The organism is Mesorhizobium sp. M0037 (assembly GCF_040323635.1).
Taxonomy (GTDB): Bacteria; Pseudomonadota; Alphaproteobacteria; order Rhizobiales; family Rhizobiaceae; genus Mesorhizobium.
Window position 1 is genome coordinate 130,234 of the sequence record NZ_JAMYVB010000003.1, and the last position, 20,986, is coordinate 151,219.

24 protein-coding genes are annotated in these 20,986 nt (G+C 62.9%); 14 read left to right on the forward strand and 10 right to left on the reverse strand.

The window, feature by feature from the left end:
- The first annotated feature begins 20 nt into the window (after positions 1-20).
- The 7 genes from NKJ78_RS07555 (at position 21) to NKJ78_RS07585 (ending at position 5,232) form a co-directional block, all read left to right on the forward strand.
- Positions 21-263, forward strand: a complete 243-nt coding sequence (locus NKJ78_RS07555) for a type II toxin-antitoxin system VapB family antitoxin (protein ID WP_023670248.1) — start codon at positions 21-23, stop codon at positions 261-263.
- The gene (locus NKJ78_RS07560; RefSeq protein ID WP_023692861.1) at positions 263-679 is read left to right on the forward strand and encodes a type II toxin-antitoxin system VapC family toxin; all 417 of its coding nucleotides are present in this window, start codon (positions 263-265) and stop codon (positions 677-679) included. Before NKJ78_RS07555 ends, NKJ78_RS07560 begins: the two co-directional genes overlap by 1 nt.
- A gap of 162 nt (positions 680-841) precedes the next feature.
- The gene (locus NKJ78_RS07565; protein ID WP_023670250.1) at positions 842-1,360 is read left to right on the forward strand and encodes an RNA polymerase sigma factor; all 519 of its coding nucleotides are present in this window, start codon (positions 842-844) and stop codon (positions 1,358-1,360) included.
- Entirely contained in the window at positions 1,357-2,148 is a 792-nt protein-coding gene (locus tag NKJ78_RS07570) for an anti-sigma factor family protein (RefSeq protein ID WP_023687291.1), read from the forward strand. The genes NKJ78_RS07565 and NKJ78_RS07570 overlap by 4 nt, the downstream gene beginning before the upstream one ends.
- Before the next feature lie 206 nt (positions 2,149-2,354).
- The gene (locus NKJ78_RS07575) at positions 2,355-3,452 is read left to right on the forward strand and encodes a peptidase C39 family protein (protein ID WP_023692865.1); all 1,098 of its coding nucleotides are present in this window, start codon (positions 2,355-2,357) and stop codon (positions 3,450-3,452) included.
- A 5-nt stretch (positions 3,453-3,457) separates the two neighbouring features.
- Entirely contained in the window at positions 3,458-4,921 is a 1,464-nt protein-coding gene (locus tag NKJ78_RS07580) for a RimK family ATP-grasp domain-containing protein (protein WP_023692866.1), read from the forward strand.
- Positions 4,922-4,959: 38 nt separating this feature from the next.
- Positions 4,960-5,232, forward strand: coding sequence for a DUF3303 domain-containing protein (locus NKJ78_RS07585; protein WP_023727570.1), 273 nt, complete (start codon positions 4,960-4,962; stop codon positions 5,230-5,232).
- 12 nt (positions 5,233-5,244) lie between these two features.
- On the opposite strand, the gene NKJ78_RS07590 is transcribed toward NKJ78_RS07585, so the two are convergent.
- Positions 5,245-6,144 carry a LysR substrate-binding domain-containing protein gene (locus NKJ78_RS07590; RefSeq protein ID WP_023753089.1) on the reverse strand — a complete coding sequence of 300 codons (900 nt, stop codon included), beginning with the start codon at positions 6,142-6,144 and terminating at the stop codon, positions 5,245-5,247.
- An 87-nt stretch (positions 6,145-6,231) separates the two neighbouring features.
- Between NKJ78_RS07590 and NKJ78_RS07595 the strand changes: the two genes are divergently transcribed.
- Positions 6,232-7,149 carry a fatty acid desaturase family protein gene (locus tag NKJ78_RS07595; RefSeq protein WP_023692868.1) on the forward strand — a complete coding sequence of 306 codons (918 nt, stop codon included), beginning with the start codon at positions 6,232-6,234 and terminating at the stop codon, positions 7,147-7,149.
- 12 nt (positions 7,150-7,161) lie between these two features.
- Here NKJ78_RS07595 and NKJ78_RS07600 read toward each other — a convergent pair whose 3' ends face one another.
- Positions 7,162-8,328 (reverse strand): amidohydrolase, encoded by a 1,167-nt coding sequence (locus NKJ78_RS07600; RefSeq protein WP_023727571.1) that lies wholly within the window; start codon positions 8,326-8,328, stop codon positions 7,162-7,164.
- A 160-nt stretch (positions 8,329-8,488) separates the two neighbouring features.
- Between NKJ78_RS07600 and NKJ78_RS07605 the strand changes: the two genes are divergently transcribed.
- A complete protein-coding gene (locus tag NKJ78_RS07605) occupies positions 8,489-9,268 on the forward strand; it encodes an AraC family transcriptional regulator (RefSeq protein WP_050593978.1) in 780 nt (259 codons plus the stop codon).
- On the opposite strand, the gene NKJ78_RS07610 is transcribed toward NKJ78_RS07605, so the two are convergent.
- The 3 genes from NKJ78_RS07610 to ygfZ all read right to left on the reverse strand — a co-directional run bounded on the left by NKJ78_RS07610 (position 9,237) and on the right by ygfZ (position 12,935).
- Positions 9,237-11,369 carry a putative bifunctional diguanylate cyclase/phosphodiesterase gene (locus NKJ78_RS07610; RefSeq protein WP_352459644.1) on the reverse strand — a complete coding sequence of 711 codons (2,133 nt, stop codon included), beginning with the start codon at positions 11,367-11,369 and terminating at the stop codon, positions 9,237-9,239. The genes NKJ78_RS07605 and NKJ78_RS07610 overlap by 32 nt on opposite strands.
- Before the next feature lie 67 nt (positions 11,370-11,436).
- Positions 11,437-12,075, reverse strand: coding sequence for an HD domain-containing protein (locus NKJ78_RS07615; protein WP_023727574.1), 639 nt, complete (start codon positions 12,073-12,075; stop codon positions 11,437-11,439).
- Complete coding sequence (gene ygfZ / locus NKJ78_RS07620; RefSeq protein WP_023727575.1) at positions 12,075-12,935, reverse strand: CAF17-like 4Fe-4S cluster assembly/insertion protein YgfZ; 861 nt, start codon at positions 12,933-12,935, stop codon at positions 12,075-12,077. Before ygfZ ends, NKJ78_RS07615 begins: the two co-directional genes overlap by 1 nt.
- An 82-nt stretch (positions 12,936-13,017) precedes the next feature.
- Between ygfZ and NKJ78_RS07625 the strand changes: the two genes are divergently transcribed.
- The 3 genes from NKJ78_RS07625 (at position 13,018) to NKJ78_RS07635 (ending at position 15,422) form a co-directional block, all read left to right on the forward strand.
- Positions 13,018-14,349 carry a dihydroorotase gene (locus NKJ78_RS07625; protein WP_023727576.1) on the forward strand — a complete coding sequence of 444 codons (1,332 nt, stop codon included), beginning with the start codon at positions 13,018-13,020 and terminating at the stop codon, positions 14,347-14,349.
- 54 nt (positions 14,350-14,403) lie between these two features.
- Positions 14,404-14,631: a hypothetical protein gene (locus NKJ78_RS07630; RefSeq protein WP_027049982.1), complete on the forward strand. Its 228-nt coding sequence runs from the start codon at positions 14,404-14,406 to the stop codon at positions 14,629-14,631.
- A gap of 62 nt (positions 14,632-14,693) precedes the next feature.
- Positions 14,694-15,422 carry a nucleotidyl transferase AbiEii/AbiGii toxin family protein gene (locus NKJ78_RS07635; protein ID WP_023684480.1) on the forward strand — a complete coding sequence of 243 codons (729 nt, stop codon included), beginning with the start codon at positions 14,694-14,696 and terminating at the stop codon, positions 15,420-15,422.
- A gap of 21 nt (positions 15,423-15,443) precedes the next feature.
- On the opposite strand, the gene NKJ78_RS07640 is transcribed toward NKJ78_RS07635, so the two are convergent.
- The 4 genes from NKJ78_RS07640 to NKJ78_RS07655 form a co-directional block, all read right to left on the reverse strand.
- Complete coding sequence (locus NKJ78_RS07640; protein ID WP_023687301.1) at positions 15,444-16,247, reverse strand: hypothetical protein; 804 nt, start codon at positions 16,245-16,247, stop codon at positions 15,444-15,446.
- Positions 16,248-16,353: 106 nt separating this feature from the next.
- On the reverse strand, positions 16,354-16,611 hold the full coding sequence (locus tag NKJ78_RS07645) for a hypothetical protein (protein ID WP_023673564.1): 258 nt from the start codon (positions 16,609-16,611) through the stop codon (positions 16,354-16,356).
- A 328-nt stretch (positions 16,612-16,939) separates the two neighbouring features.
- Entirely contained in the window at positions 16,940-17,317 is a 378-nt protein-coding gene (locus NKJ78_RS07650) for a TIGR02301 family protein (RefSeq protein WP_023692875.1), read from the reverse strand.
- A gap of 67 nt (positions 17,318-17,384) precedes the next feature.
- Positions 17,385-17,792, reverse strand: coding sequence for an NUDIX hydrolase (locus tag NKJ78_RS07655; protein ID WP_023698665.1), 408 nt, complete (start codon positions 17,790-17,792; stop codon positions 17,385-17,387).
- A 125-nt stretch (positions 17,793-17,917) separates the two neighbouring features.
- Between NKJ78_RS07655 and NKJ78_RS07660 the strand changes: the two genes are divergently transcribed.
- Positions 17,918-18,676 (forward strand): SOS response-associated peptidase, encoded by a 759-nt coding sequence (locus tag NKJ78_RS07660; RefSeq protein ID WP_352459643.1) that lies wholly within the window; start codon positions 17,918-17,920, stop codon positions 18,674-18,676.
- A 136-nt stretch (positions 18,677-18,812) separates the two neighbouring features.
- On the opposite strand, the gene NKJ78_RS07665 is transcribed toward NKJ78_RS07660, so the two are convergent.
- Positions 18,813-18,968 (reverse strand): hypothetical protein, encoded by a 156-nt coding sequence (locus tag NKJ78_RS07665; RefSeq protein ID WP_023673568.1) that lies wholly within the window; start codon positions 18,966-18,968, stop codon positions 18,813-18,815.
- A gap of 390 nt (positions 18,969-19,358) precedes the next feature.
- Here NKJ78_RS07665 and cysS point away from each other — a divergent pair, with 390 nt between their 5' ends.
- Entirely contained in the window at positions 19,359-20,792 is a 1,434-nt protein-coding gene (cysS, locus tag NKJ78_RS07670) for a cysteine--tRNA ligase (RefSeq protein ID WP_023738583.1), read from the forward strand.
- Positions 20,793-20,986 lie beyond the last annotated feature (194 nt).

Sequence of the window (20,986 nt, forward strand, 5' to 3'; positions counted from 1 at the left end):
TATCCAACGGAGGATATTCGATGCCGCTCTATATCCGCGACGACGAAGTGGATGCGCTGGCCAGCAGATTGCAACGCGAGACGAACGCTCCGAGCAAAACGGAGGCGGTGCGGGTCGCGCTCGTGCACGAACTTGAGCGCAATCGGGCGAAGGTGCCGCTGCGCGATCGGATCGCCAGTCTTCAGGACAGGGCCAGGAAGCTTGGCCTGCCCAATCCCGATTTCGATATGAAGAAGTTCACCGACGAGATGTGGGAAGACTGATGTTTGTCGACGCGTCGGTGATCGTCGCCATTCTCAACCAGGAACCTGGGTGGGAGGAATTGCTGAAGCAGCTATCCGGTTTTTCCGGGCAGGTCTGGGTTTCTCCGTTGGTTCACTTCGAAGCAACACAGGCATTGGCAAGGGCCGGCGCCGGCCCGCGCAGACCCAGCGCTGAAGCCCTTCTCCATGCCCGCGATCTGATCGATGAGTTCATTGTGGAGATCATGGGAGAGAGTCTGGCCATTGACGACAACATCGGCTCTCGGGCCATTGACGCGAGCGCCCGTTACGGCAAAGCCGTTGGCCACAAGGCGGATCTGAATCTCGGGGACTGTTTTGCTTACGCCTGCGCGAAAAGCCGCGATCTTCCACTGCTGTACAAAGGCCATGATTTCGCACTGACCGATTTAGGATAATTCGGCCCTTTTGTTGATTGCCGGGAATAATTTAGCCGATCAACTCGTTATCTCACTGCTTGGGTGACCGGGGCGGCAGACCGCTTCGCGCTGGCCGCTTGCGCCGCGCCGGGAAGGCGCGTTCAATCGGGTTAAACAAGGGCGACCTCAGAACCAGCGGTCATGGACGAAAAGAAGGCAGCAATCCTTGGCGAAATACCGCGCCTGCGCCGCTACGCACGCTCGCTTCTGCGCGACCGCGAATCCGCTGACGATCTCGTCCAGGATTGCCTCGAACGAGCGCTCTTGCGGCTTGAAAGCTGGCAGACGGGAGAAAGCCCCCGGAGGTGGCTGTTTACGATCATGCATCATTTGTTCATCGATCAGATGCGCAAGGTGAACCGGCGCGGTGAGGCGGCGATCCTGCCGCTTGACGCAAACGAGGCGCAGGCAGTCCCCGCCGAGCAGGCCGAGAACGCCGCCTCGCGCGAGATCATCGACGCATTGCAGGCGATCAGCCCCGACCGCCGCGCCGCTCTAGTCATGGTCGCCATCGAAGGATTCTCCTATGCCGAAGCCGCCAACATTCTCGGCGTGCCCGCCGGCACGCTGATGTCGCGCATAGCGCGCGGACGCGAGGAGCTGCGCAGCCTGCTCGATGACACGGCGCGCCGCCGCTCGATAAGGATCGTCGAGAAATGACCCGCCGCGATTTTTCCGAACGCGATATCCACATGGCTCTCGACGGCGAGCTGCCGGGCGACGAGCGCGCCGCCTACGACGCCTGGATCGACGCCAATCCCGAAATGAAGGCGAAAAGCGCCCGCTACACCGCCGACCGCGCCGCGTTGCGCGCCGCCTTTGCCGGTGTGCTCGACGAGCCCGTGCCGGTGCTGTTCAAGCAGATCGTTAGCGGTGAAGGCGCGACCAAGGCGGCGGCGCGGCAGTCGCGCTGGTGGCTTGCGGCCGCGGCGGCCGCAGTGCTCGTCATCGGCGGTCTTGGCGGCTATTTTGCCGGCATCGACGGCATCGGCAGGGAAGATGGCGCCGATGACCAACTGGCCGAAGAGGCTATCGCCGCCCATGTCATCTATGCCGCCGAACAGCGCCATGCGGTGGAAGTGCCGGCAAGCGACAAGGATCACCTGCAGACCTGGCTGTCCAACCGCGTCGGCTTGAAACTGGTGGCGCCGGATCTGGTGGCGGAAGGCTTCCAGCTGGTTGGCGGCCGGCTGCTGCCCGCCGGCCAGGGCAAGGCAGCGATGCTGCTTTACGAGGACGCCAAGGGTCAGCGCATCTCCTTGTTCGTTACCGCTGATTCCTCAGCCAAGTCCAAGGGCACCTACATGGCCGACGCCGACGGTCCCGAGGCGGTCTACTGGCTGGACAAGGGCTATGCCTGCGCCGTCGTCGGCTCGCTGCCGCGAGAGCAGCTGGCTGCGGTCGCCAAGCGCGCCTACGGTCAGCTTCTGGCCGGTATCGCCAGTTGAGCACATTCGGTTTTGGCGTCATGCGCCGAGGCGGCGCCGCACCTGGCGGTGCCGCGGTCACCGCCCGCCACTCGCGGTGGAACTGTCACAATTCGGCCCTATTCAAGGTGCGATAGCGCTTGGCTGATATCGGCGTTTCGGCTGATGTTTGCGACGTTTTTGACCGCGGCCTTTTCCTCCACCCAATCGAGGTTTTCCAAACCCGCATGCCTGCCGAGATTCGCAAGGCCCGCGCGTCCGACGTCGATGACCTCGCCGCCATCGAGAAGGCGGTTTTTTCCAGTGACCGCATTTCCCGGCGCTCCTTCCGCCTGTTGATCGAACGCGAGACAGCCGAGATGCTGGTCGCCGAAAGCGATGGCCGTGTCGCCGGCTACGCCATCGTGCTGTTTCGCAAGGGCAGCGGCGTCGCCCGGCTCTATTCGCTTGCCACCAGCCCGTTTTTCAGCGGCCGCGGCATTGGCCGCATGCTGCTTGCAGCGGCCGAAGAAGCTGCCTTCGAGCACGACCGCATGATGTTGCGCCTCGAAGTGCGCGAGGACAATCTTCGCGCCATCGGCATCTATGAGCAGAGCGGCTACCGCAAGATCGGTCGCGAGCCCCACTATTACGAGGATGGCGCCACCGCGCTGCGCTACGAAAAGACCTTGCGCGGCGATATTCCGGTCGCCACCAAAGTCCCATTCTACCAGCAGACCTGCGAGTTCACCTGCGGTCCATGCTGCCTGATGATGGCGATGGCCAATTTCGATTCCGGCTTCGTGCCCGATCCGGTCATGGAAATCCGCCTATGGCGCGAGGCAACGACCGTGTTCATGATGTCCGGCCCGGGCGGCTGCGAGCCCTTCGGCCTTGCGGTTTCCGGCTACGAAAGCGGGCTTGCGGCGGAAATCTTCGTGTCCTTCTATGGCGCGCTGTTCTTGCAATCGGTGCGCAGCGACGACAAGCGCCGGGTGATGGAACTTGCCCAGGTGGACTTTCGCCGCCGCGCGGAACTTTACGGCATCCCGGTGAATTACCGTCCGTTCACCATCGATGATATCCGCGGCGCCCTGGCTCAGGGAAAACTGGTGCTGGTGCTGATCAGCGGCTTCCTGATGTTCGGCAAGAAGGTGCCGCATTGGGTGCTGGCTATCGGCGACGATGGCGACCACATCCTGATCCACGATCCCTGGGTCGAGGACGAAAGACAGGAGACCATCCTCGATGCCGCCAACATTCCCGTGCCGCACGGCATCTTCATGAACATGGCGCAATTCGGCCGCGACGGACTGCGTGCTGCCATCACTCTTGGGAAACGCTGATAACAATGACCTGGGTCATCCTCACCGGCCGTCAGAACGATCTCGACCCGGCGGCGACGCCGCACAAGATCATCACCAACCGTGACTATCTTGCGCATCCGGCGCTGTTTCGCGGCCAGCAGCCGAAGGTCATCAACCTGTCGAACAATTACGCCTACCAGAGCCGCGGCTATTATGCCTCTCTGCTCGCCGGTTCGCGCGGCCACAAGGTCATCCCGACGGTCGAGACGATGATCGACCTGTCCGAGCGCAAGCTCTACGAGCACGCGCTGCCGGAACTGGAGCTGGCGCTCAACAAATGTCGCAAGGATCTCGGTGGCGTATTCCCGCAAAAAATCTGCATCTTCTTCGGCATCGGACCGTCGAAGGTCTGGGACCGCTTCGCCAAGCTGTTGTTCGACTGGTTCCGCGCTCCGGCGCTTGAGGTTCACATCAAGGACAGCGCCGAATGGGCTTCGATCCGCAAGATCGGCTTCCTGCCGCTGGCCAGGATGGCCGAGGAGGAAGAAGCCCTCTTCGTGCAGGCGCTCGAGACGTACACCAACCGCGAGTGGCGCGACACCAAGGGCCGTACGCCGGCACGCTACACCTTCGCCACGCTGGTCGATCCGCATGAGGAACTGCCGCCGTCGGAGATTTCCTCGCTGCGTTACTGGGCCAAGATCGCCGAAAAGATGGGCGTCGAAATCGAGCCGATCACCAGGAAGGACCTGGCCAAGCTCGCCAATTACGACGCGCTGTTCATCCGCGAGACCACCTCGATCTCAAACCACACCTACCGCTTCGCGCGCCGCGCCCAGCAGGAAGGCATGCCGGTGATCGACGACCCGCTGTCGATGATCCGCTGCACCAACAAGGTCTATCTCAACGAACTGATGGCCTACAACAAGGTGCCGGTGCCGCCGACGGTGATGATAGCCGGCACCTCGGACCTCGAACTGGCGGCGCAGACGCTGGGCTTTCCGCTGGTGCTGAAGATCCCGGATTCATCGTTCTCGCGCGGCGTCAAGAAATGCGGCAACTTCGAAGAACTGAAGACGCTCGCCACCGAGTGGCTGGAGGATTCCGATCTCCTGATCGCGCAGAAATTCATCCCGACCGAATATGACTGGCGCGTCGGCGTGCTCGGTGGGCAGCCGCTGTTTGCCGTGCATTATCTGATGGCGAAAAAACACTGGCAGATCGTCAACCACAAGGCCAGCGGCAAGCCCGACCAGGGCGGCATCAAGACCTTCACGCTGAAAGAGACGCCGCCGCATGTCGTCGACACCGCGGTGAAGGCGGCGCGCTGCATCGGCGACGGGCTTTACGGCGTCGATCTCAAGGAAACCAAGGATGGCGTCTTCGTCATCGAGGTCAACGACAACCCGAACCTCGACCATGGCTGGGAGGATTCCGGCGAAAAGGACGAAGTCTGGGTGCGGCTGACGCAATGGTTCCTGGAGCGGCTGGACCGTCCCGGGCGTTAGTTTGCCGTCCCGGGCGGTAATTCAACCGAGGGGGAAAAATGCAGTTCATCGTCATCGAGGATTTCACCGGCTGCGACCGCAAGGAGATCTACCGCCGTTTCGGCGAGCGCGGCAGATTGAAGCCGGACGCGCTTGTCGTGCACCACTCCTGGATCGCGGCTGATATGAGCCGCTGCTTCCTGCTGGTCGAGGCCGATGACGTCACTCTGCTGCAGCGCTGGGTCATCGAATGGTCTGACCTGGTGGAGTTCGAGATCATTCCCGTGGCGACGAACAAGGACATGACAGCGGCGCTGGCTGCGCATCTCTGACGCTGCTGACCATCATAGGAGCACCGGCGAACCCACCGACCGCCGGCATTCCTCAATCAGCCAATTGCGAAACGCCGCCACCAGGTCGCGCCTTGCACTGCGTTCCGGGATCGTCAGGCAATATGGCTGACGCAGCGCGATCGATAGGGCATTAGCCCGGACCAAACGGCCCTCTTCCAGCGCCCCGGCGCAATAAATGCCTTGCGCCAGCGCCACGCCCAGCCCTGAAATGGCAAGGTCGAGCGCTGCCCGCGACGAGTTCGCCGACAGGCCGCGCTGCACTGTGCGGCCGGGCTCTATGCCCGCCGCCTCGAACCATGTGCGCCAAGACGGAAACGACGCGCCGGTCGGTCCCCAGTCGGTGTGAATCAGTGGCAGGCCGGCGAGGCTGTCGGTTTTGGCGGTGAGTTCTGGCGCGCAGACGGGGTAGACGGCGTCCCTGACGATCTCCTCGCTCGGGTGTTCACGATAGTGCGGGCCGAAGGACAGCCGGATGTCGATCAGTTCGCGGTCGAACGGCACCGGATCGTCATCGCCGCGCAGGGATATGTCGACGGCGCCGTGGCTGGCGACAAAGCCGGCGAGGCGTTCGGAAAGCCAGCCCATCGCCATGGACGGCGGCACCGATACGACAAGCCGCGGGCGGAAGGCATCGCTGCCACGCGCGATGCTGCCGATCTCCCGAAAAGCCAGGGTCAGCCGGGGCAGCATCTCGACGCCGGCTTCCGTCAGCACCACGCGGCGGTTGACGCGATGGAACAGTTTTCGACCCATCTGCTCCTCGACGGTGCGAATGAGCTGGCTGACCGCAGCCGCCGAGATCGAGAGCTCATCCGCCGCTGCGGCGAAACTCCCCGAGCGCGCCGCCGCCTCGAAGGCTTGAAGTCCTCTCAGCGAAGGAAGCGCGGTCATTGGGTGATCCGATAGGTAAGGTCAGCTTATCTGTGTCGCAGAAATCCTCGTCTTTCGAAAGCTTTCTTATTCGAGTAGCTTGGCGCCATGACCGTATCGGCCCAGTTTGAACCCAGAGACCATCGCGACGTCATCGCGTTCCTGACCAATGAGCAGCGCAGCCGCCTGACCGGCAAGTCGGACGGGCCGGGTCTGGTCCAACTCGCCTTCCATCTCGGCGCGATTGTGGCTATCGGCGGGCTGATTGCGGCCAAGGTGTCGTACTGGCCGCTGTTGATGTTGCCGCAAGGCATTCTTATCGTCTTCCTGTTCACGCTGCTGCATGAGACGGTGCACAGGACGGCGTTCGAGACGCAGTGGCTCAACGATGCCGCCGCAAGGGTCTGCAGCCTGGCGATCGCGCTGCCCGCCGACTGGTTTCGCTATTTCCACTTCGCCCATCACCGTTTCACCCAGGATCCCGAGAACGATCCGGAACTCGCCTTCCCGAAACCGGAGACGATGCGGCAATACATCGTCCACGTCTCGGGCCTGCCGGTGTGGTGGGGGCATTTGCAGACACTCTACACCAACGCGATTGGCGGCTGCCACGACAGCTACGTGCCGCCGAAAGGCCTGCCCAAGGTGCGCACTGAAGCCCGCGCCATGATCGCTTTCTATGTCGTGGTCGCCGCGCTAGCCCTGTGGTTCGAGGCAAGTGTACTGCTCTATGTCTGGATCGTGCCGGCGCTGCTCGGCCAGCCCTTCCTCAGGCTCTATCTGCTGGCCGAGCATGGCCGCTGCCCGCTTGTCGCCAACATGCTGGAAAACACCCGCACCACGCTGACCAACTGGCTGGTGCGCAAAGTCGCCTGGAACATGCCGTATCACGCCGAGCACCACGCCTATCCCGGCGTGCCCTTCCATCAGCTGCCGGCCTTCCACCAGCTGATCGAGCGCCATCTCAAAGTCGTCGAACCCGGCTATGTCAGCTTCCACGAGAAATACGTCGAGACCTTGCGCTGAGGCGCTCGGCCGTCAGCGTAGCGTCTGCTCAACGAGCGTGACGAAATAGCGGAGCACGGTGGGGACGATGGCGTCGTTGAAGACATAGCGATCGCCGTGCAGCCCTTCGCCCAGTCTGACCGCTCCTGCGCCGACCCAGGCATAGCAGCCGCCGGCTTCGCGGACCATGTAGGCAAAATCCTCGCAGCCGAGGCTCGGGTTGAATGCGGTCTCGACCTGCTCGCGGCCGACAACCGCGGTTGCCGCCTGGACGGCCCGGTCAGTGGCAGCCGACGTGTTGACCAGCGGCGGGTAGCCTTTCTTGTAGGCGAGCTTGGCGGTGAGTGCATGCGCCGAGGCAGTGCCTTGCGCGATGTCGCCGATCAGCCTTTCGCAATGGTCCGACAAAGTGGGCTCGAAGAAGCGGCAGGTTCCCTGCAGCCAGACCTTGCCCGGCACGATGTTGCCGACATTGCCGCCATGGATCTGGGTGATCGAAACGACCAGCGCCATTTGCGGGTCGACCGAACGGCTGACGATGCGCTGCACGGCTTGAACGAAGGCGCCGGCCGCGAGCACGGGATCGTCGCCTAGCTGCGGCATGGCGGCATGCGCGCCGGTCCCCTCAAAGTTCAGTTCGAAAGTGTCGACGGCCGCCATCATCGACCCGGCACGGGCCGCGATCTTTCCGAGCGGCAGCCCCGGCCAGTTGTGGACGGCGTAGACGGCTTCCACGGGGAAGCGCTCGAACAGTCCGTCCTCGATCATCCGCATGGCGCCGCCTTCATTTTCTTCCGCCGGCTGGAAGATGAAACAGACGGTGCCGTCGAAGGCTCTGTTGTCGGCGAGCAGCTTGGCGGCGCCGAGCAGCATCGCGGTGTGCCCGTCGTGGCCGCAGGCATGCATCACGCCGTCTTTTTTCGACGCGTAGGACAGTCCGGTCTTTTCCAGCACGGGCAAGGCATCGAGTTCGGCCCGAAGCCCGATGGCGCGCACGCCTGGCTGTCCCCTGAGAACGCCGACGACGCCGGTGCCGCCTATGCCTTCATGAACCTCGTCGAGCCCGAAGGTGCGCAGCTTGTCGGCAACGAAGCGCGCGGTCTCATACTCCTGGAAACCGAGTTCGGGGTTGGCGTGGATGTGATGCCGCCATTCCACCACCTGCGGGGTTAGGGCGGCGATGGGGTCGTTGTGCAGCATTGCGCTCTCCTTGCCGGCTATCGTAAATTCGGCCTTGTCGATGCCAGCACGTAGAGGATTTGCGCCGGCGGCGTCTTGAACAGGATTGACCGTGTCTGGAATTCAACAGCCTCAGGAGACGACGCAGTTCTGGCGTCATCCGCGCTTTCGCGATCTTGGCATGCTCAAGGCGCGCTTCACGCGGCATCGCTACCAGCTGCACACGCACCCCACCTATGTCGTCGCCCTGATCACGCAAGGGTGCGAGCGTGTCCGCATCGGCAACGAGACTGTCCTCGCGCCGTCGGGCACGGTTCTGCTCGTCAATCCGGAGATATGGCATGACGGCGAGGCGGGCGCCGACCAGGGCTGGGCTTACCGCACCTTCTATCCCTCGGCCTCGCTCGTGGGTGCGATCGCGGACGAACTCGGGCAGGATCGCCCGCCGTTGTTTTCACAAGCGATCGTAGATGATGCCGATCTCGTCCAGGCAGTAGGCGTCGCGCACTTGGCTTCGACATTGGGTGATGCCACGAGCGCCGAAACATCCATGCTGATCGCCTTGCGCAAGCTCATCCTGCGCCATGGCGATTGGGGCGGCCGGCGGCGCGAGGCGGTCGAAAGCTTCGGATCGAAAAGCCGGCTCCGGGTCTATGAACAGGTCATCGAAGACCATCTGAACTCGGGCCTCGATTTGCAGCGGCTCGCTGAAGCCGCAGGCGTGACGCGCTTTCAAGTTATCCGCGATTTCAGGAAAGTGCTGGGTCTCACCCCTGCTGCCTTCATCCGTGACCGCAGGCTGCGCCGTGCCGATCTGCTGATCCGGCAAGGTTCAGATCTCGCCGGTGCCGCCTTTGCGGCCGGCTTCTCCGACCAAAGCCATCTCTCGCGCACCTTCCGCGCCGCGCATGGAATGACGCCGGGGATGTTCAGGCGCGCCGGGACGCTGCCCTCGTCTTGAGAAGTCGAGCCATGTCGGCGGCCTTTGACGGCATGCCGATCAGAAAGCCCTGCGCCTCGACGCAGCTAGCCTTGCGCAATATGTCGAGCTGCGCTTCGGTCTCGACGCCTTCGGCGGTGACGGTGATGCCAAGTTCGGCACCAAGCCCGATGATCGTGCGCACGATCGCCGCCGTGTCCTTGTTGTCGATATCGTGGATGAAGGAGCGGTCGATCTTGATCTTGTCGACGGGAAAACGCCTGAGATAGCCGAGCGACGAATAGCCGGTGCCGAAATCGTCGAGCGCGATGCGGATACCGAGTTCGCGCAGCTGCCTCAGCGTCTTCAGCACCGTCTCGCTCTCATCCATCAGCACGGTCTCGGTGATTTCCAGTTCGAGCCGGCTGGCCGGCACACCGGAAACGGCCAGCGCCGAAATCACGCTGCGGGCAAAGTCGGCGCTTCTGATCTGCACTGCCGAGACATTGACGGCGATGCGCATTCCAGGCGGCCAGCCGGCGGCCACACTGCAGGCCTGTTTCAGCGCCCATTCGCCCAGCGGAATGATCAGCCCGCTGTCTTCGGCGGCTGCGATGAAATTGTCGGGCGCCACCAGGCCGCGCGTCGGTGAATTCCACCGCATCAACGATTCGGCGCCGACGATCTTGCCCGACGCGATGTTGGTGATCGGCTGGAACTCCAGCACGAACTCCCGCCGTTTCAGTGCCGTCTCGAGATCGGTTTCGAGCGCCAGGCGCGCCCGCACCAAGGCATCCATGCCGGGCTCGAAAAAGCGGTAGACGTTGCGGCCTTCGCTCTTGCCGCTGTAAAGCGCCATGTCGGCGTTCTTCAAAAGCGTGTCGGCGTCCTTGCCGTCACCGGGATACAGCGCGATGCCAAGGCTGATGCCGACATGCATGTCGCGGCCCTTGTCGCGAAACGGCTGGCTGACGACAGCGACGATGCGTTTTGCCAGTTGTTCCGCATCGGTGGCGCCTTTGGGATTGAACTGCAGGATGGCGAACTCGTCGCCACCGAGGCGGGCGACCACATCGGTGTCGCTGCGCAGGCTGTGCCGCAACCGCTCCGCCACGCATTTCAGCAGCCAGTCACCGGCCGGGTGTCCCCAGGTGTCGTTAACGGCCTTGAAGCGATCGAGGTCGAGCGAGAAGATCGCCAACGGTGTATCGCCGGCCATCGCCTGGTCGAGCCGTTCGCGAAACATCGAGCGGTTGGGCAGGTCGGTCAGCGTGTCGTAATGGGCAAGGTGGCTCATGCGCTCTTCGGCGCGCCGGCGCTCGGTGATGTCTTCGAAGGTCGCCACCCAGCCGCCACCGGTAAGCGGCCGGCGCGCAACCAGCAGCGTTCGGCCATCGGCAAGGCTGCGGTCGGTCGAACGCTCCTCACCGGCCTGCAGGCTGGCTCTGGTGTTGGCGATCTCGCCGTCGATGTCCATCGACGGATAGATGCGCAGTCGCACCATCTGTTCGAGCAGGGCGCGCTGGCTCATGCCGAGCGGGAAGTCGTCAGGCGTGACCTTGTAGAGGTCGAGGAAGCGCTGGTTGCGCACGATCAGCGTGCCTTCGGCGTCGTACATCAACAGGCCTTGCGACATGTTGGCGAGCGCCGCATCGAAGCGGCGGTGCTGCTCCTTCAGTTCCTGCTCGGCCCGCCTTTGCTCCGTAATGTCCTCATAGATCGACACCCAGCCGCCTGAGGCCAGCGGCCGGTGCGTGATGGAAACGATGCGTCCGTCCGACAGTATTTCCTCGTAGGTCGAGGCTTGCGCGCGCTCGATATAGGGCTTGCGGATGGCATACAGGTCTTCGGCGCTCTGTGAGGCGACACCGATGTCGACGCTGTGCTTTAGAATGTCCAGGAACGCGATGCCGGGCCGCACGATCTTCGCGTCGAGGGAGAAGATGCTGATATAGTTGCCGTTGCAGATGATCATCCGCTCGTCGGCGTCGAACATGCACAGCCCGTGCGACATATTCTCGACGGCCGCCGAAAAGCGCTCGTTCTGGTGGCGCAGTTCGTCGGCGATCTGCCGTGGCGCGGCGACGCCTCCGGCTCCCCGTCTGCGGACGGGCGAACCACCCTTGACGTGCGCAACGGACATGAGGCGTGCCTGCTGACCGTGATCGAAACCCGGTACTGTGGTTACCGCTGGTTAATTTAGCGTATGTTCACTGCGCCGAATGCACGGCAACCGTTGCCTGGCGTTGCTTTTCAAGCGTTGCGTAGCGTTTTAGGAAGGCAGCTTGCGCCGAGGTCACCGAGTGCGGCTTAAAGTCGAAGCGGTCGGCATTGAAGCCGCGCGGCCGGCCGAAGAACTCGGTTGCTTCCGCGGTGGAGAAACCGGCAAGCAGCGTCGCCTCGTAATAGGCCGCGATCTGGTCGGCGCGCTTGATCTCCTTGCGCAAGCCGACGCCGAGTTCGGGCGGCAGCGAAAAGCGCTGATGGATGGCGCGCTGGAGGCGCAGCTCGCACTCCTTGTAGGAGCCGCCCATCACCGATTTGAACGGCGAGATCATATCGCCGATGACATATTCCGGCGCGTCATGCAGCAGTGCTGCCAGCCGCGCATTGGCCGACGCGCCCGGCTGCAACTCGCTGAACAGCGCCTCGACCAGCAGCGAATGCTGGGCGACCGAAAAGGCGTGATCGCCGCGGGTCTGGCCGTTCCAGCGGGCGACTCGGGCAAGCCCGTGGGCGATGTCGGAGATTTCGATGTCGAGCGGCGAGGGGTCGAGCAGGTCGAGCCGCCGTCCCGACAGCATGCGCTGCCACGCGCGGGGTGGCGCTCCGACGCGATCGGCAGCCATCAGGCGTCCTCCGCGCCGATGGCTTCCCTGGGAAAGCTGAACTTCGCCCAGGACGGGATGGCGAGTGAGACGGTGACATCACCGGCCAGTACCGGCTGGCCAGCGTCGAGCGCCGCCTTGACCCGGTCGATGCGGGCAATGGCGAGGCCGGCCGTGCCCGCGGTCGAGCCGAGCGTGCCGACCGGCCGCCCCGCAACCGTCAGCTCCGTGCCGGGCGCGGGTAAGGCGCGGTCGGCCGAAACGATCAGCACGCGGCGCCTGGCGGTGCCGCGATGCTGCATGCGCGAGACCACTTCCTGGCCGACATAGCAGCCTTTCTTGAAGCCGACGCCGCCGGTCTCGTCGAGCAGCACGTCGTGAGGGAAGGCATCGCCGAGCTGATAATCGGAACCGCTTTCGGCAATGCCTTTGGCGATGCGGAGCGCCTTCCACGCAGCCGGGTCGCCACCTGCGGATGCGCCGCCATAGAAACGGCTCACAACCACATCGCGGAAGCGGGCATCGGCAAGTGTCGTTGAATCAGAAGGTGAGGCGCTTGAATCATCGCCCCACGCAACCGTCACAAGCACTTGATCCTGCTTCGCGATCTCGGCCTTGGCGCGCAGCTTGTAAAGCATCAGCCGGCGCAGGAAGTCGTCTGCGACGTCGGCACGGCAATCCAGCCGGAATCCGTCCTCGCCGCTACGCGAGATCAGGAAATCAAACAGGATCTTGCCTTGCGGCGAAAGCAGCGCACCGGGTTTTGCCGCACCGGCGCCCAGCGTGTCGAGGTCGGTGGTGAGGATGTTCTGCAAAAAATGCTCGGCATCCGGGCCTGACACAGAAATGAGAGCGCGGTCTTTGAGCAGGGCAAAAGGCATGGGCGGCAAAGAACCTGATCTTGCAAAACGGTCGGCCTTTACGTAAGCCGACGATACTCCCCCCGCAAGAGACCGAACGCCCATGGCCACCACCTACGACCTCATCCTGACAGGCGGCACGGTGGTCAACCATGATGGCGAGGGCGCGCGCGATGTCGGCGTCAAGGGTGGTCGCATCGTCGCAATGGGCGATCTTCGCCAAGCTTCGGCCGGCGAAGCGATCGACTGTCGCGGGCTGCACGTCCTGCCCGGCGTCGTTGACAGCCAGGTGCATTTTCGCGAGCCGGGGCTGGAGCACAAGGAAGATCTCGAGAGTGGATCTCGCGCCGCTGTTCTGGGCGGGGTCACCGCCGTCTTCGAAATGCCCAACACCAATCCGCTGACCACCAGCGAGGCGGCGCTTGCCGACAAGGTGCGCCGCGCCACCAGCCGGATGCATTGCGACTTCGCCTTCTGGGTTGGCGGCACGCGCGAGAATGCCGATGATGTCGGTGAGCTCGAGCGGCTGCCCGGTGCTGCCGGGATAAAGGTGTTCATGGGCTCGTCCACCGGCGATCTGCTGGTCGAGGACGACGAGGGTGTCGCATCGATCCTGCGCAACACCCGCCGCCGTGCCGCCTTTCACTCGGAGGACGAGTTCCGGCTGCGCGAGCGCCTGGGCCTGCGCGTCGAGGGCGACCCGTCATCGCATCCCGTCTGGCGCGACGAGATCGCGGCCTTGCGCTGCACCGAGCGGCTGGTGCGCATCGCGCGCAGCACCCGCGCCCGCATCCATGTCCTGCACATCTCCACTGCCGAAGAGATCGTGTTCCTCGAACAGCACAAGGATGTCGCCACCTGCGAGGCGACGCCGCACCATTTGACGCTCACCGCCGACGACTATGCGCGGCTGGGCACGCTGATCCAGATGAATCCGCCGGTTCGCGCGGCCCGCCATCGCGACGGCGTCTGGCACGGCATTGCGCAAGGCATCGTCGATGTGCTCGGCTCCGACCACGCCCCCCACACGCTGGCCGAAAAGGCAAAGCCCTATCCGGCCTCACCGTCGGGGATGACCGGGGTGCAGACGCTGGTGCCGATCATGCTCGACCACGTCAATTCAGGCCGGCTGACCCTGCAGCGCTTCGTCGACCTCTCCAGCCATGGCCCACAGCGCATCTTCGGCATGGCCCGGAAAGGCCGTATCGCCGCAGGCTATGACGCCGATTTCACCATTGTCGACCTCCAGCGGCGCGAGACCATCACCAATGCGCAAGCCGGCTCCAAGGCCGGCTGGACGCCCTATGACGGCAAGGAAGTCACCGGCTGGCCGATCGGCACCATCGTGCGCGGTCGTCGCGTGATGTGGGAAGGCGAGATCGTCACGCCCGGGCAGGGCAGGCCGGTAGAGTTTTCCGAGGCGCTGCCGGCTTAGCGGTTTCTTGCTGCGTTGGATTTTTTAAGCGCTATCCACTACGTTAAGGGCATTATGAACGCAGATATCGCGCCCATGATTGTCCCTGCGGAGTTTCCGGAGCTCCAGGCGCTCGCCTGGAACCGCGATGCGGCACGCCCGATTCCGGCCGAAGAGGCATTTGCGCTGTATGAGCGTAATTGGCGGTTTGTCGATCAAAAGCGTCTTACTGTGCGTGAGAAGATGCTTATCCAAAGTTTGGCAGACAAATTCGGTCACGGCGTGCTCTTGACCGCCGGCTGATTTCCCTCACCTGATCGTTCCTCGCAGCCGGAATATCAACAGGACACACCGCGAGCGTCATGATGGAATTCAAGAGGCCCGAGCACCAGATCATTGCCGAAGCGCTCGGATTGATGGATCGCCATTTCCTGACCGCAAACCAGTGCTGGTTCGGCGGTGGCACTGCGATCGTTATGAAATTCGGGGAATATCGCCGCTCACTGGATGTGGACTTCCTGTGTGCGGACAGTGATGGCTATCGCGAATTGCGGACCTCCGCAGCCGAACGTGGCGTCAGAGCATTCTTTCCTGAGCCGGTCGAGGCTGTTCGGGACTTCCAGATCGATCAATATGGCTTGCGGACGATCGTGCGGTTGAAAGGCCAAACGATCAAGTTTGAAGTCATCCGCGAAGGCCGCATAAAACTGCGAGGCCATTTCGACGACGATCTGAATGTATCCGCCCTGGTCCCGGCGGATATGTTTGCCGAGAAGTTGCTGGCGAACGCGGATCGATGTCAGGACCGTGCAATTGCATATCGCGATGCCATCGATCTTGGAGTGCTGGTTGGCATCTATAAGGAAATCCCGAGCGACGCTGTTGGCAAGGCGAAGGCGGCCTATGGCGTGGATATCGAGCGCAAGGTGGCTTGGGTGGTAAACAGGCTGCGGGACAAGGAAGAATTGCGGCATGCCGCCGAGGTGCTGCAAATGGATCCCAACGCGGCGGTCGAAGCGATTTCGGCCCTTCGAAATGAAGGTATCCGCATATGGCCTGACACAGGCCTCGAGCTTTCTAGCCCTAGCCAGTAGCCATCCCAGGGGAATCGCCGTTCAATCCCCGGCGACGAAGAATGTCCACTGCCCGGCCGGCGTGATGCCGACGCGGTAGAAGATGTAGGCGCCGAACTGCTTCATGTCGTCATAGTCGCCGGCGGTGACGATCTTGAACAGTTCGACCCGCTGCCTGGCGTTGAGCTTGTCCAGCGGCAGGGCGAAGAAATATGGCCAGACATAGAGTTCCTGCGGTGTGCCGACGTCTACATGGACATAGCCGGCATTGAGCACCTCTTCCAGGATAGCGAGGATTTCCTGACCTTCCTTGTCGCCCGATAGCCCTTTCAGGAAGGCGATCGGGTCGCCCTCGATTTCGCCCAGCGACAATTGGGTCATGGTGTCGCCCTTGCCGATCAGCGGCCGCAGCTTCTCGATGTCGCCGCTTACGCAGGCCTCGACCATCAGATCGCGCATGCGCCTGACGGGCTCGGGCAATTTGGAAAGGTCATAGACGACTTCGGGCACCGGCGCTTCTGGATCGGCACGCGGGTTGGCCACGCCGCCATCGTTGGCGGGGGCTTCCGGTTGGCTTTGTTCGGGCTCCGTGGGCGATTTCGGCTGGCTAGCGGCCGGTGGCGCCGTGCCGGGCAGATCGGGCATTGGCACTGAATTTTCCGACGGCGCCGTCTCACCATTGGCTGGTGGCCCGGCAGGAGCTGGAAGCTCCTCGCGCTTGATCTCGCTCAGCGCATAGGCAGGGTTGCTGGTCAGGACAAGCGCCAGCGGAACCGCGGCGCAAGAGGCGGCAAGCCAGATGCTGAGGACCACGCCGCGAGGCCGGCCTGACATCGAAAAATTCACCGCTTGCCTCTCCTTGGGCCTAGGCTGTTCAGGCATGATGCCCAAACGGCGCGCCGTCGTCAAAGAACCGGTAAGCTGGCGATGCACCCTCTGAGACGCGCGACGCCTAGTGCCGAAACCGCTCCGGCTCGAAGGCGCCGGCGATCACCTTTTCACGCATGCGATCGAGCAGGGCAAGGGCCGAGGTTTCGCCATTGGCTCGCAGCATCTCGCCGAACGCGGTTTCAAGCGCTGCCTCGGCGATGATTTCAGGTTCTATGCCGGCCGACAGACCTTCCGCCCAGGCCTCGCTATGGCTTTCCACCGCGGTCAGGCGCTTTTCTTCCCTGACCAGCGCGTCGATGTCGTTGACGCCATGTTCCATTTGCGATGTCCACCTTTTCAAGCGGCGGTCCGACGGGTCGGATCCGGCTTGGGCTGCCCCTATCTCACGCAGGCTAAGTAAGTATCTGTAAATACGACATTTTTTTGATCGTCTTTACAAACTTCGTCGCGTGCGTTCGGTCCGATTCAAACTTAGCCGATTAGACCGGTGAGCGGGATGAAAACCTTCAGTTTGAGTTAATTCCGCATTCGCGCGCTAACGTTTCGTTAATACTGTTGCGCAAGTGCAACACCAAGATTGCATCAACGTGCCGTGGATACAAGGCGGGTGCTCGAAAAGGCGTTCGCTAAACGCCGTCTGGCGCTCGTCAGTTGCCGTAACGCGAGGCGATGTCGCGCGACAGCGTCTCGCCTTCCTTCATGTAGCGGCTGATGGCTTCGGTCGCTGACGGCGTGCATTGGGTATAGGTGCCGCCGAAGGAACGGTAACCGCGGTTGAAGCTGGCGATGAAGCGGGCACGCCGCTCCGGATCGGGATTTTCCGAATCGATCAGCTTTTCCATCTCGGTGCGCCACTGGTCGCCCTTTTCGCCGCACAGATTGCGCAGGAAATGCAGCGACCCCAGCACCTCGGCCAGTCGCATCAGCCCGGGCTCGAACGGCGACTCGGCGGCCAGCGCCGGCTGCACGGCAAAAGCCGTGGCGGTGGCGATGCATGCGGCAAGGAACAGCGAGGTGCGGGTCATAAGTCTATCTGACGAAACATTTTGTCGCCTGCAAGGCGATTCTCGGAGCGGCAGATATGGGCCTGCTTCAGGCCAAAAGCTCTTCAGCCACCTCCATGACGTCACCCGCGAGCGGCAGCGTCGCCATTTCATCAAGACTATAGAAGGCGGCGGTCTCGGCATCGTCGCTGGCCGTCGCTTCGCCGCCGGCATAAACGGCGCCGAACACGGTCAGCAGATAGTCGACCGGGTGATTCTCGCCGCTGCCGTCGATGTGGATGTCGCGAAGCGGACGATAGTCCTGCGCCCGCAGCCCGGTTTCCTCCAGCAATTCGCGCACTGCTGCTTCTTGCAGCGTCTCTCCGGGCTCGACCTTGCCGCCGGGAAAGGCATAAAGCCCCTGCGACGGCGGCCGCGCCCGCTTGACCAGCAGCACCGTCCTGCCGCGCACGACGGCGACCGAGACTGCGGGAAGTGTCTTGCGCTGCTCGTTCATCGATCTCGTTTTCGCCTATTTGAGGCCGACCCTTGTGGACCGGCCGGCGGCATTGAGCTTTAGCGGTTGCGCAACGCCGGTTCCATCGCCACTTTCGCGATCGGATCATTTCATCGAGCTTTCCCATGTGCGGACGCTTTGCCCTGACGGCCACGCCGGACCAGACTGCCGCCTTGCTCGGCCTGGCGGAGCTGGAGGATTTTCCGGCCCGCTACAACATCGCGCCGACGCAGCCGGTGCTGATGGCGCTGTCGGGGCCGCCGCGCATGCCGGGCTCGAATTTCCCGGATCGCCAGGCGATGCTGGTGCGCTGGGGACTGATCCCCACCTGGGTCAAGGACACCAGGGAATTTCCGCTGCTCATCAACGCGCGTTCGGAAGGCGCTATTGAAAAAGCCTCGTTCAGAGCCGCCATGCGCCATCGCCGTGCCTTGGTGCCGGCCTCCGGCTTCTATGAGTGGCAGCAATCCGGGAGCGGCAAGAAGGGCCAGCCCTACTGGATACGGCCGAGGCATGGCGGGTTGATCGCCTTTGCCGGGCTGATCGAAACCTATGCCGAGCCGGGCGGTTCGGAAATGGACACCGGCGCTATTCTTACCGTCAACGCCAATGCCGGCACCGCCCATATCCATGACCGGATGCCGGTGGTGATCGCGCCTGAAGATTTTGCCCGCTGGCTGGACTGCCGCACGCTCGAACCGCGCGATGTGGCCGACCTGCTCAAGCCCGCGCTGCCCGATTTCTTCGAGGCAATTCCGGTCTCCGACCTCGTCAACAAGGTCGCCAACATCGGGCCCGAGATACAGGACATGGGCATCGTCGAGCCCGGCAAGGTCAGGCGCCAGAAGCCCGGCGCGGACGACAGTCAGATGACGCTGTTTTAGAGCGCGCTCCCAAGAAGCCATGTCCGGTCTTCGGGAAGAACCTGCTCAATAGGAAGAGCTGTTGTTTTCAGGCGCGCTATGGGGCCTCAGCCTTCCGTTCCGGCGCACGCCTTGTCGGCGGCGGCACGATGCCTGTTCAGGCAGCGCGGGGCGAAGTGATTTTCGGCGCCGGCTTTTTATTCTTCGCGGTGTGGAGAAGGGCGGCGACGATCGCGGCCGGGCCGATCGCACGGTAGTGGTTGGCGAGCGCCGGTTGCTTGGCGCGGCTCGATTCCTGCTTGGTTCGTGACATCGATCTCTTCCCTGTAACATTTCCGTGTCTGCGTTTGCCGGCCGAATCTGACCGAATCGTGACCTATGGTGAACTAGCCGGCGAATGTTTCATGACTGTGCCGACATGTTTAATAAAATGTTTCAGCGGCTCCTGACCTATGAACCAGCGATGCTTTTGCCGGAAGTTGCGACTTGACGGCAACACCGGCCAAGGCGATAAAGCCGCCGATGAAAACGTTTTTCGCCATTTGTGGCATTTGCATTATTGGCTAGCTTCGCGCTGGTCCGGACGTTTTCGCCTCATCTTTCCCCAGAGTGGACAAACGCCCCGGCCAGCAGGCTGGAGCCCGATTTGTGCCTTGGCACAGGTAAGGCTCTCTCCAGAACTTAACGGACCGGAAGGGCACGCATGTCTGACGCATCGAAGGGTCTCAGCCTCTACAACACGCTAACGCGGACGAAGGACGTGTTCCTCCCGATCGACCCGTCGAATGTGCGCATGTATGTCTGCGGCCCAACCGTCTACGACTTTGCCCATATCGGCAATGCGCGTCCGGCGATCGTCTTCGACGTGCTGTTCCGTTTGCTGCGTCACCTCTATGGCGAGGCTGGTGTCACGTATGTGCGCAACATCACAGATGTCGACGACAAGATAAACGCCCGCGCGCTGCGCGATTTCGGCGCCGAGATCGCGTCGGGAAGCCTGACGCTCAACGAGGCGATCCGCCGCGTCACCGAAAAAACCGCCGACCAGTATCACAAGGATGTCGCCGCACTCGGCTGCTTGCCGCCGACGGTCGAGCCACGCGCCACCGAGTTCGTCGCGCGCCGCGCCGACGGCAAGGTTGACATGATCACCTTGATCGAACGTTTGATCGAACGCGGCCACGCCTATGTCGCCGCCGGCGAAGTGCTGTTCGACACCGCCTCGATGCCGGATTATGGCGAGCTGTCGAAGCGCAATCTCGACGAACAGCAGGCCGGTGCGCGAATTGCCGTCGACGCTCACAAGAAGAACCCGGGCGATTTCGTGCTGTGGAAATTGTCGTCACCGGAAGAGCCCGGCTGGGACAGCCCATGGGGCAGGGGCCGGCCGGGCTGGCACATCGAATGCTCGGCCATGTCGGCCGCCTATCTCGGCGATGTCTTCGACATCCATGGCGGCGGCCTCGATTTGATCTTCCCGCACCATGAGAACGAGATCGCCCAGTCGCGTTGCGCCCACGGCACCGACGTCATGGCCAATATCTGGATGCACAATGGCTTCCTGCAGGTCGAGGGCCAGAAAATGTCGAAGAGCGTCGGCAATTTCTACGCGATCGCCGAACTGCTGGAGACCGAAACTTTCGGCGGCCGCAAATGGCCGGGCGAGGTGCTGCGTCTGGCGATGCTGATGACGCATTACCGCGAGCCGATCGATTTCTCCGTGCGCAAGCTGGAGGAAGCCGAGAACACGCTGCGCAAATGGAAACGCGCGGCTGACCTGGCGCCGTCGGCAGGGCAAGTCCCGGCGGAGATTGTGGCGGCGCTGTCTGACGACCTCGCCACCTATGCCGCCTTCCAGCAGCTCACGCAGCTTGCCGGTGAGGCCGCGGAGGGCAACGAAGCGGCCGCATCGCTGAAGGCATCGCTGTTGTTCCTCGGCTTCGATATCGGCGCGGCCAAGGTCGACGAGGCAGCGATCGCCAAGGCGATCGCCAAGCGCTTGGAACTGATCGCAGCGAAAAACTGGGCCGAGGCCGACCGCATCCGCGACGAGCTTCTGGAGCAAGGCGTGCAGCTGAAGGACGGCAAGGATCCTGTCACCAACGAACGCGTGACGACGTGGGAGGTGAAGCGGTGAGGGTGGCGCGAGACACCGTTGTAAGATTGGCGAAGGCGGCAGCGACAGCCAATCTCCCCCCTTGCGGGGGAGATGTCCGGCAGGACAGAGGGGGGTTCGAAGGAACGCCAGCGTTCCTTCTTGCCCACTTTCATTTAGGCCACTTTCTGAGAACGCAATGGCTGCCGGTTGAGACGCTGGCGGGACAGCACCCC

Excerpts from the sequence above, each read along its gene's own strand:
- NKJ78_RS07645 (WP_023673564.1), bottom strand. The coding sequence starts at position 16,611 with ATGGAACATGGCGTCAACGACATCGACGCGCTGGTCAGGGAAGAAAAG.
- ygfZ (WP_023727575.1), bottom strand. The coding sequence starts at position 12,935 with ATGCCTTTTGCCCTGCTCAAAGACCGCGCTCTCATTTCTGTGTCAGGC.
- NKJ78_RS07570 (WP_023687291.1), top strand. The coding sequence starts at position 1,357 with ATGACCCGCCGCGATTTTTCCGAACGCGATATCCACATGGCTCTCGAC.
- NKJ78_RS07615 (WP_023727574.1), bottom strand. The coding sequence starts at position 12,075 with ATGGCTGCCGATCGCGTCGGAGCGCCACCCCGCGCGTGGCAGCGCATG.
- NKJ78_RS07665 (WP_023673568.1), bottom strand. The coding sequence starts at position 18,968 with ATGTCACGAACCAAGCAGGAATCGAGCCGCGCCAAGCAACCGGCGCTC.
- NKJ78_RS07590 (WP_023753089.1), bottom strand. The coding sequence starts at position 6,144 with ATGACCGCGCTTCCTTCGCTGAGAGGACTTCAAGCCTTCGAGGCGGCG.
- NKJ78_RS07560 (WP_023692861.1), top strand. The coding sequence starts at position 263 with ATGTTTGTCGACGCGTCGGTGATCGTCGCCATTCTCAACCAGGAACCT.
- NKJ78_RS07555 (WP_023670248.1), top strand. The coding sequence starts at position 21 with ATGCCGCTCTATATCCGCGACGACGAAGTGGATGCGCTGGCCAGCAGA.
- cysS (WP_023738583.1), top strand. The coding sequence starts at position 19,359 with ATGTCTGACGCATCGAAGGGTCTCAGCCTCTACAACACGCTAACGCGG.
- NKJ78_RS07585 (WP_023727570.1), top strand. The coding sequence starts at position 4,960 with ATGCAGTTCATCGTCATCGAGGATTTCACCGGCTGCGACCGCAAGGAG.
- NKJ78_RS07600 (WP_023727571.1), bottom strand. The coding sequence starts at position 8,328 with ATGCTGCACAACGACCCCATCGCCGCCCTAACCCCGCAGGTGGTGGAA.
- NKJ78_RS07635 (WP_023684480.1), top strand. The coding sequence starts at position 14,694 with ATGGAATTCAAGAGGCCCGAGCACCAGATCATTGCCGAAGCGCTCGGA.
- NKJ78_RS07605 (WP_050593978.1), top strand. The coding sequence starts at position 8,489 with ATGCTCAAGGCGCGCTTCACGCGGCATCGCTACCAGCTGCACACGCAC.
- NKJ78_RS07565 (WP_023670250.1), top strand. The coding sequence starts at position 842 with ATGGACGAAAAGAAGGCAGCAATCCTTGGCGAAATACCGCGCCTGCGC.
- NKJ78_RS07655 (WP_023698665.1), bottom strand. The coding sequence starts at position 17,792 with ATGAACGAGCAGCGCAAGACACTTCCCGCAGTCTCGGTCGCCGTCGTG.
- NKJ78_RS07580 (WP_023692866.1), top strand. The coding sequence starts at position 3,458 with ATGACCTGGGTCATCCTCACCGGCCGTCAGAACGATCTCGACCCGGCG.
- NKJ78_RS07625 (WP_023727576.1), top strand. The coding sequence starts at position 13,018 with ATGGCCACCACCTACGACCTCATCCTGACAGGCGGCACGGTGGTCAAC.
- NKJ78_RS07595 (WP_023692868.1), top strand. The coding sequence starts at position 6,232 with ATGACCGTATCGGCCCAGTTTGAACCCAGAGACCATCGCGACGTCATC.
- NKJ78_RS07660 (WP_352459643.1), top strand. The coding sequence starts at position 17,918 with ATGTGCGGACGCTTTGCCCTGACGGCCACGCCGGACCAGACTGCCGCC.
- NKJ78_RS07575 (WP_023692865.1), top strand. The coding sequence starts at position 2,355 with ATGCCTGCCGAGATTCGCAAGGCCCGCGCGTCCGACGTCGATGACCTC.
- NKJ78_RS07630 (WP_027049982.1), top strand. The coding sequence starts at position 14,404 with ATGAACGCAGATATCGCGCCCATGATTGTCCCTGCGGAGTTTCCGGAG.
- NKJ78_RS07650 (WP_023692875.1), bottom strand. The coding sequence starts at position 17,317 with ATGACCCGCACCTCGCTGTTCCTTGCCGCATGCATCGCCACCGCCACG.
- NKJ78_RS07610 (WP_352459644.1), bottom strand. The coding sequence starts at position 11,369 with ATGTCCGTTGCGCACGTCAAGGGTGGTTCGCCCGTCCGCAGACGGGGA.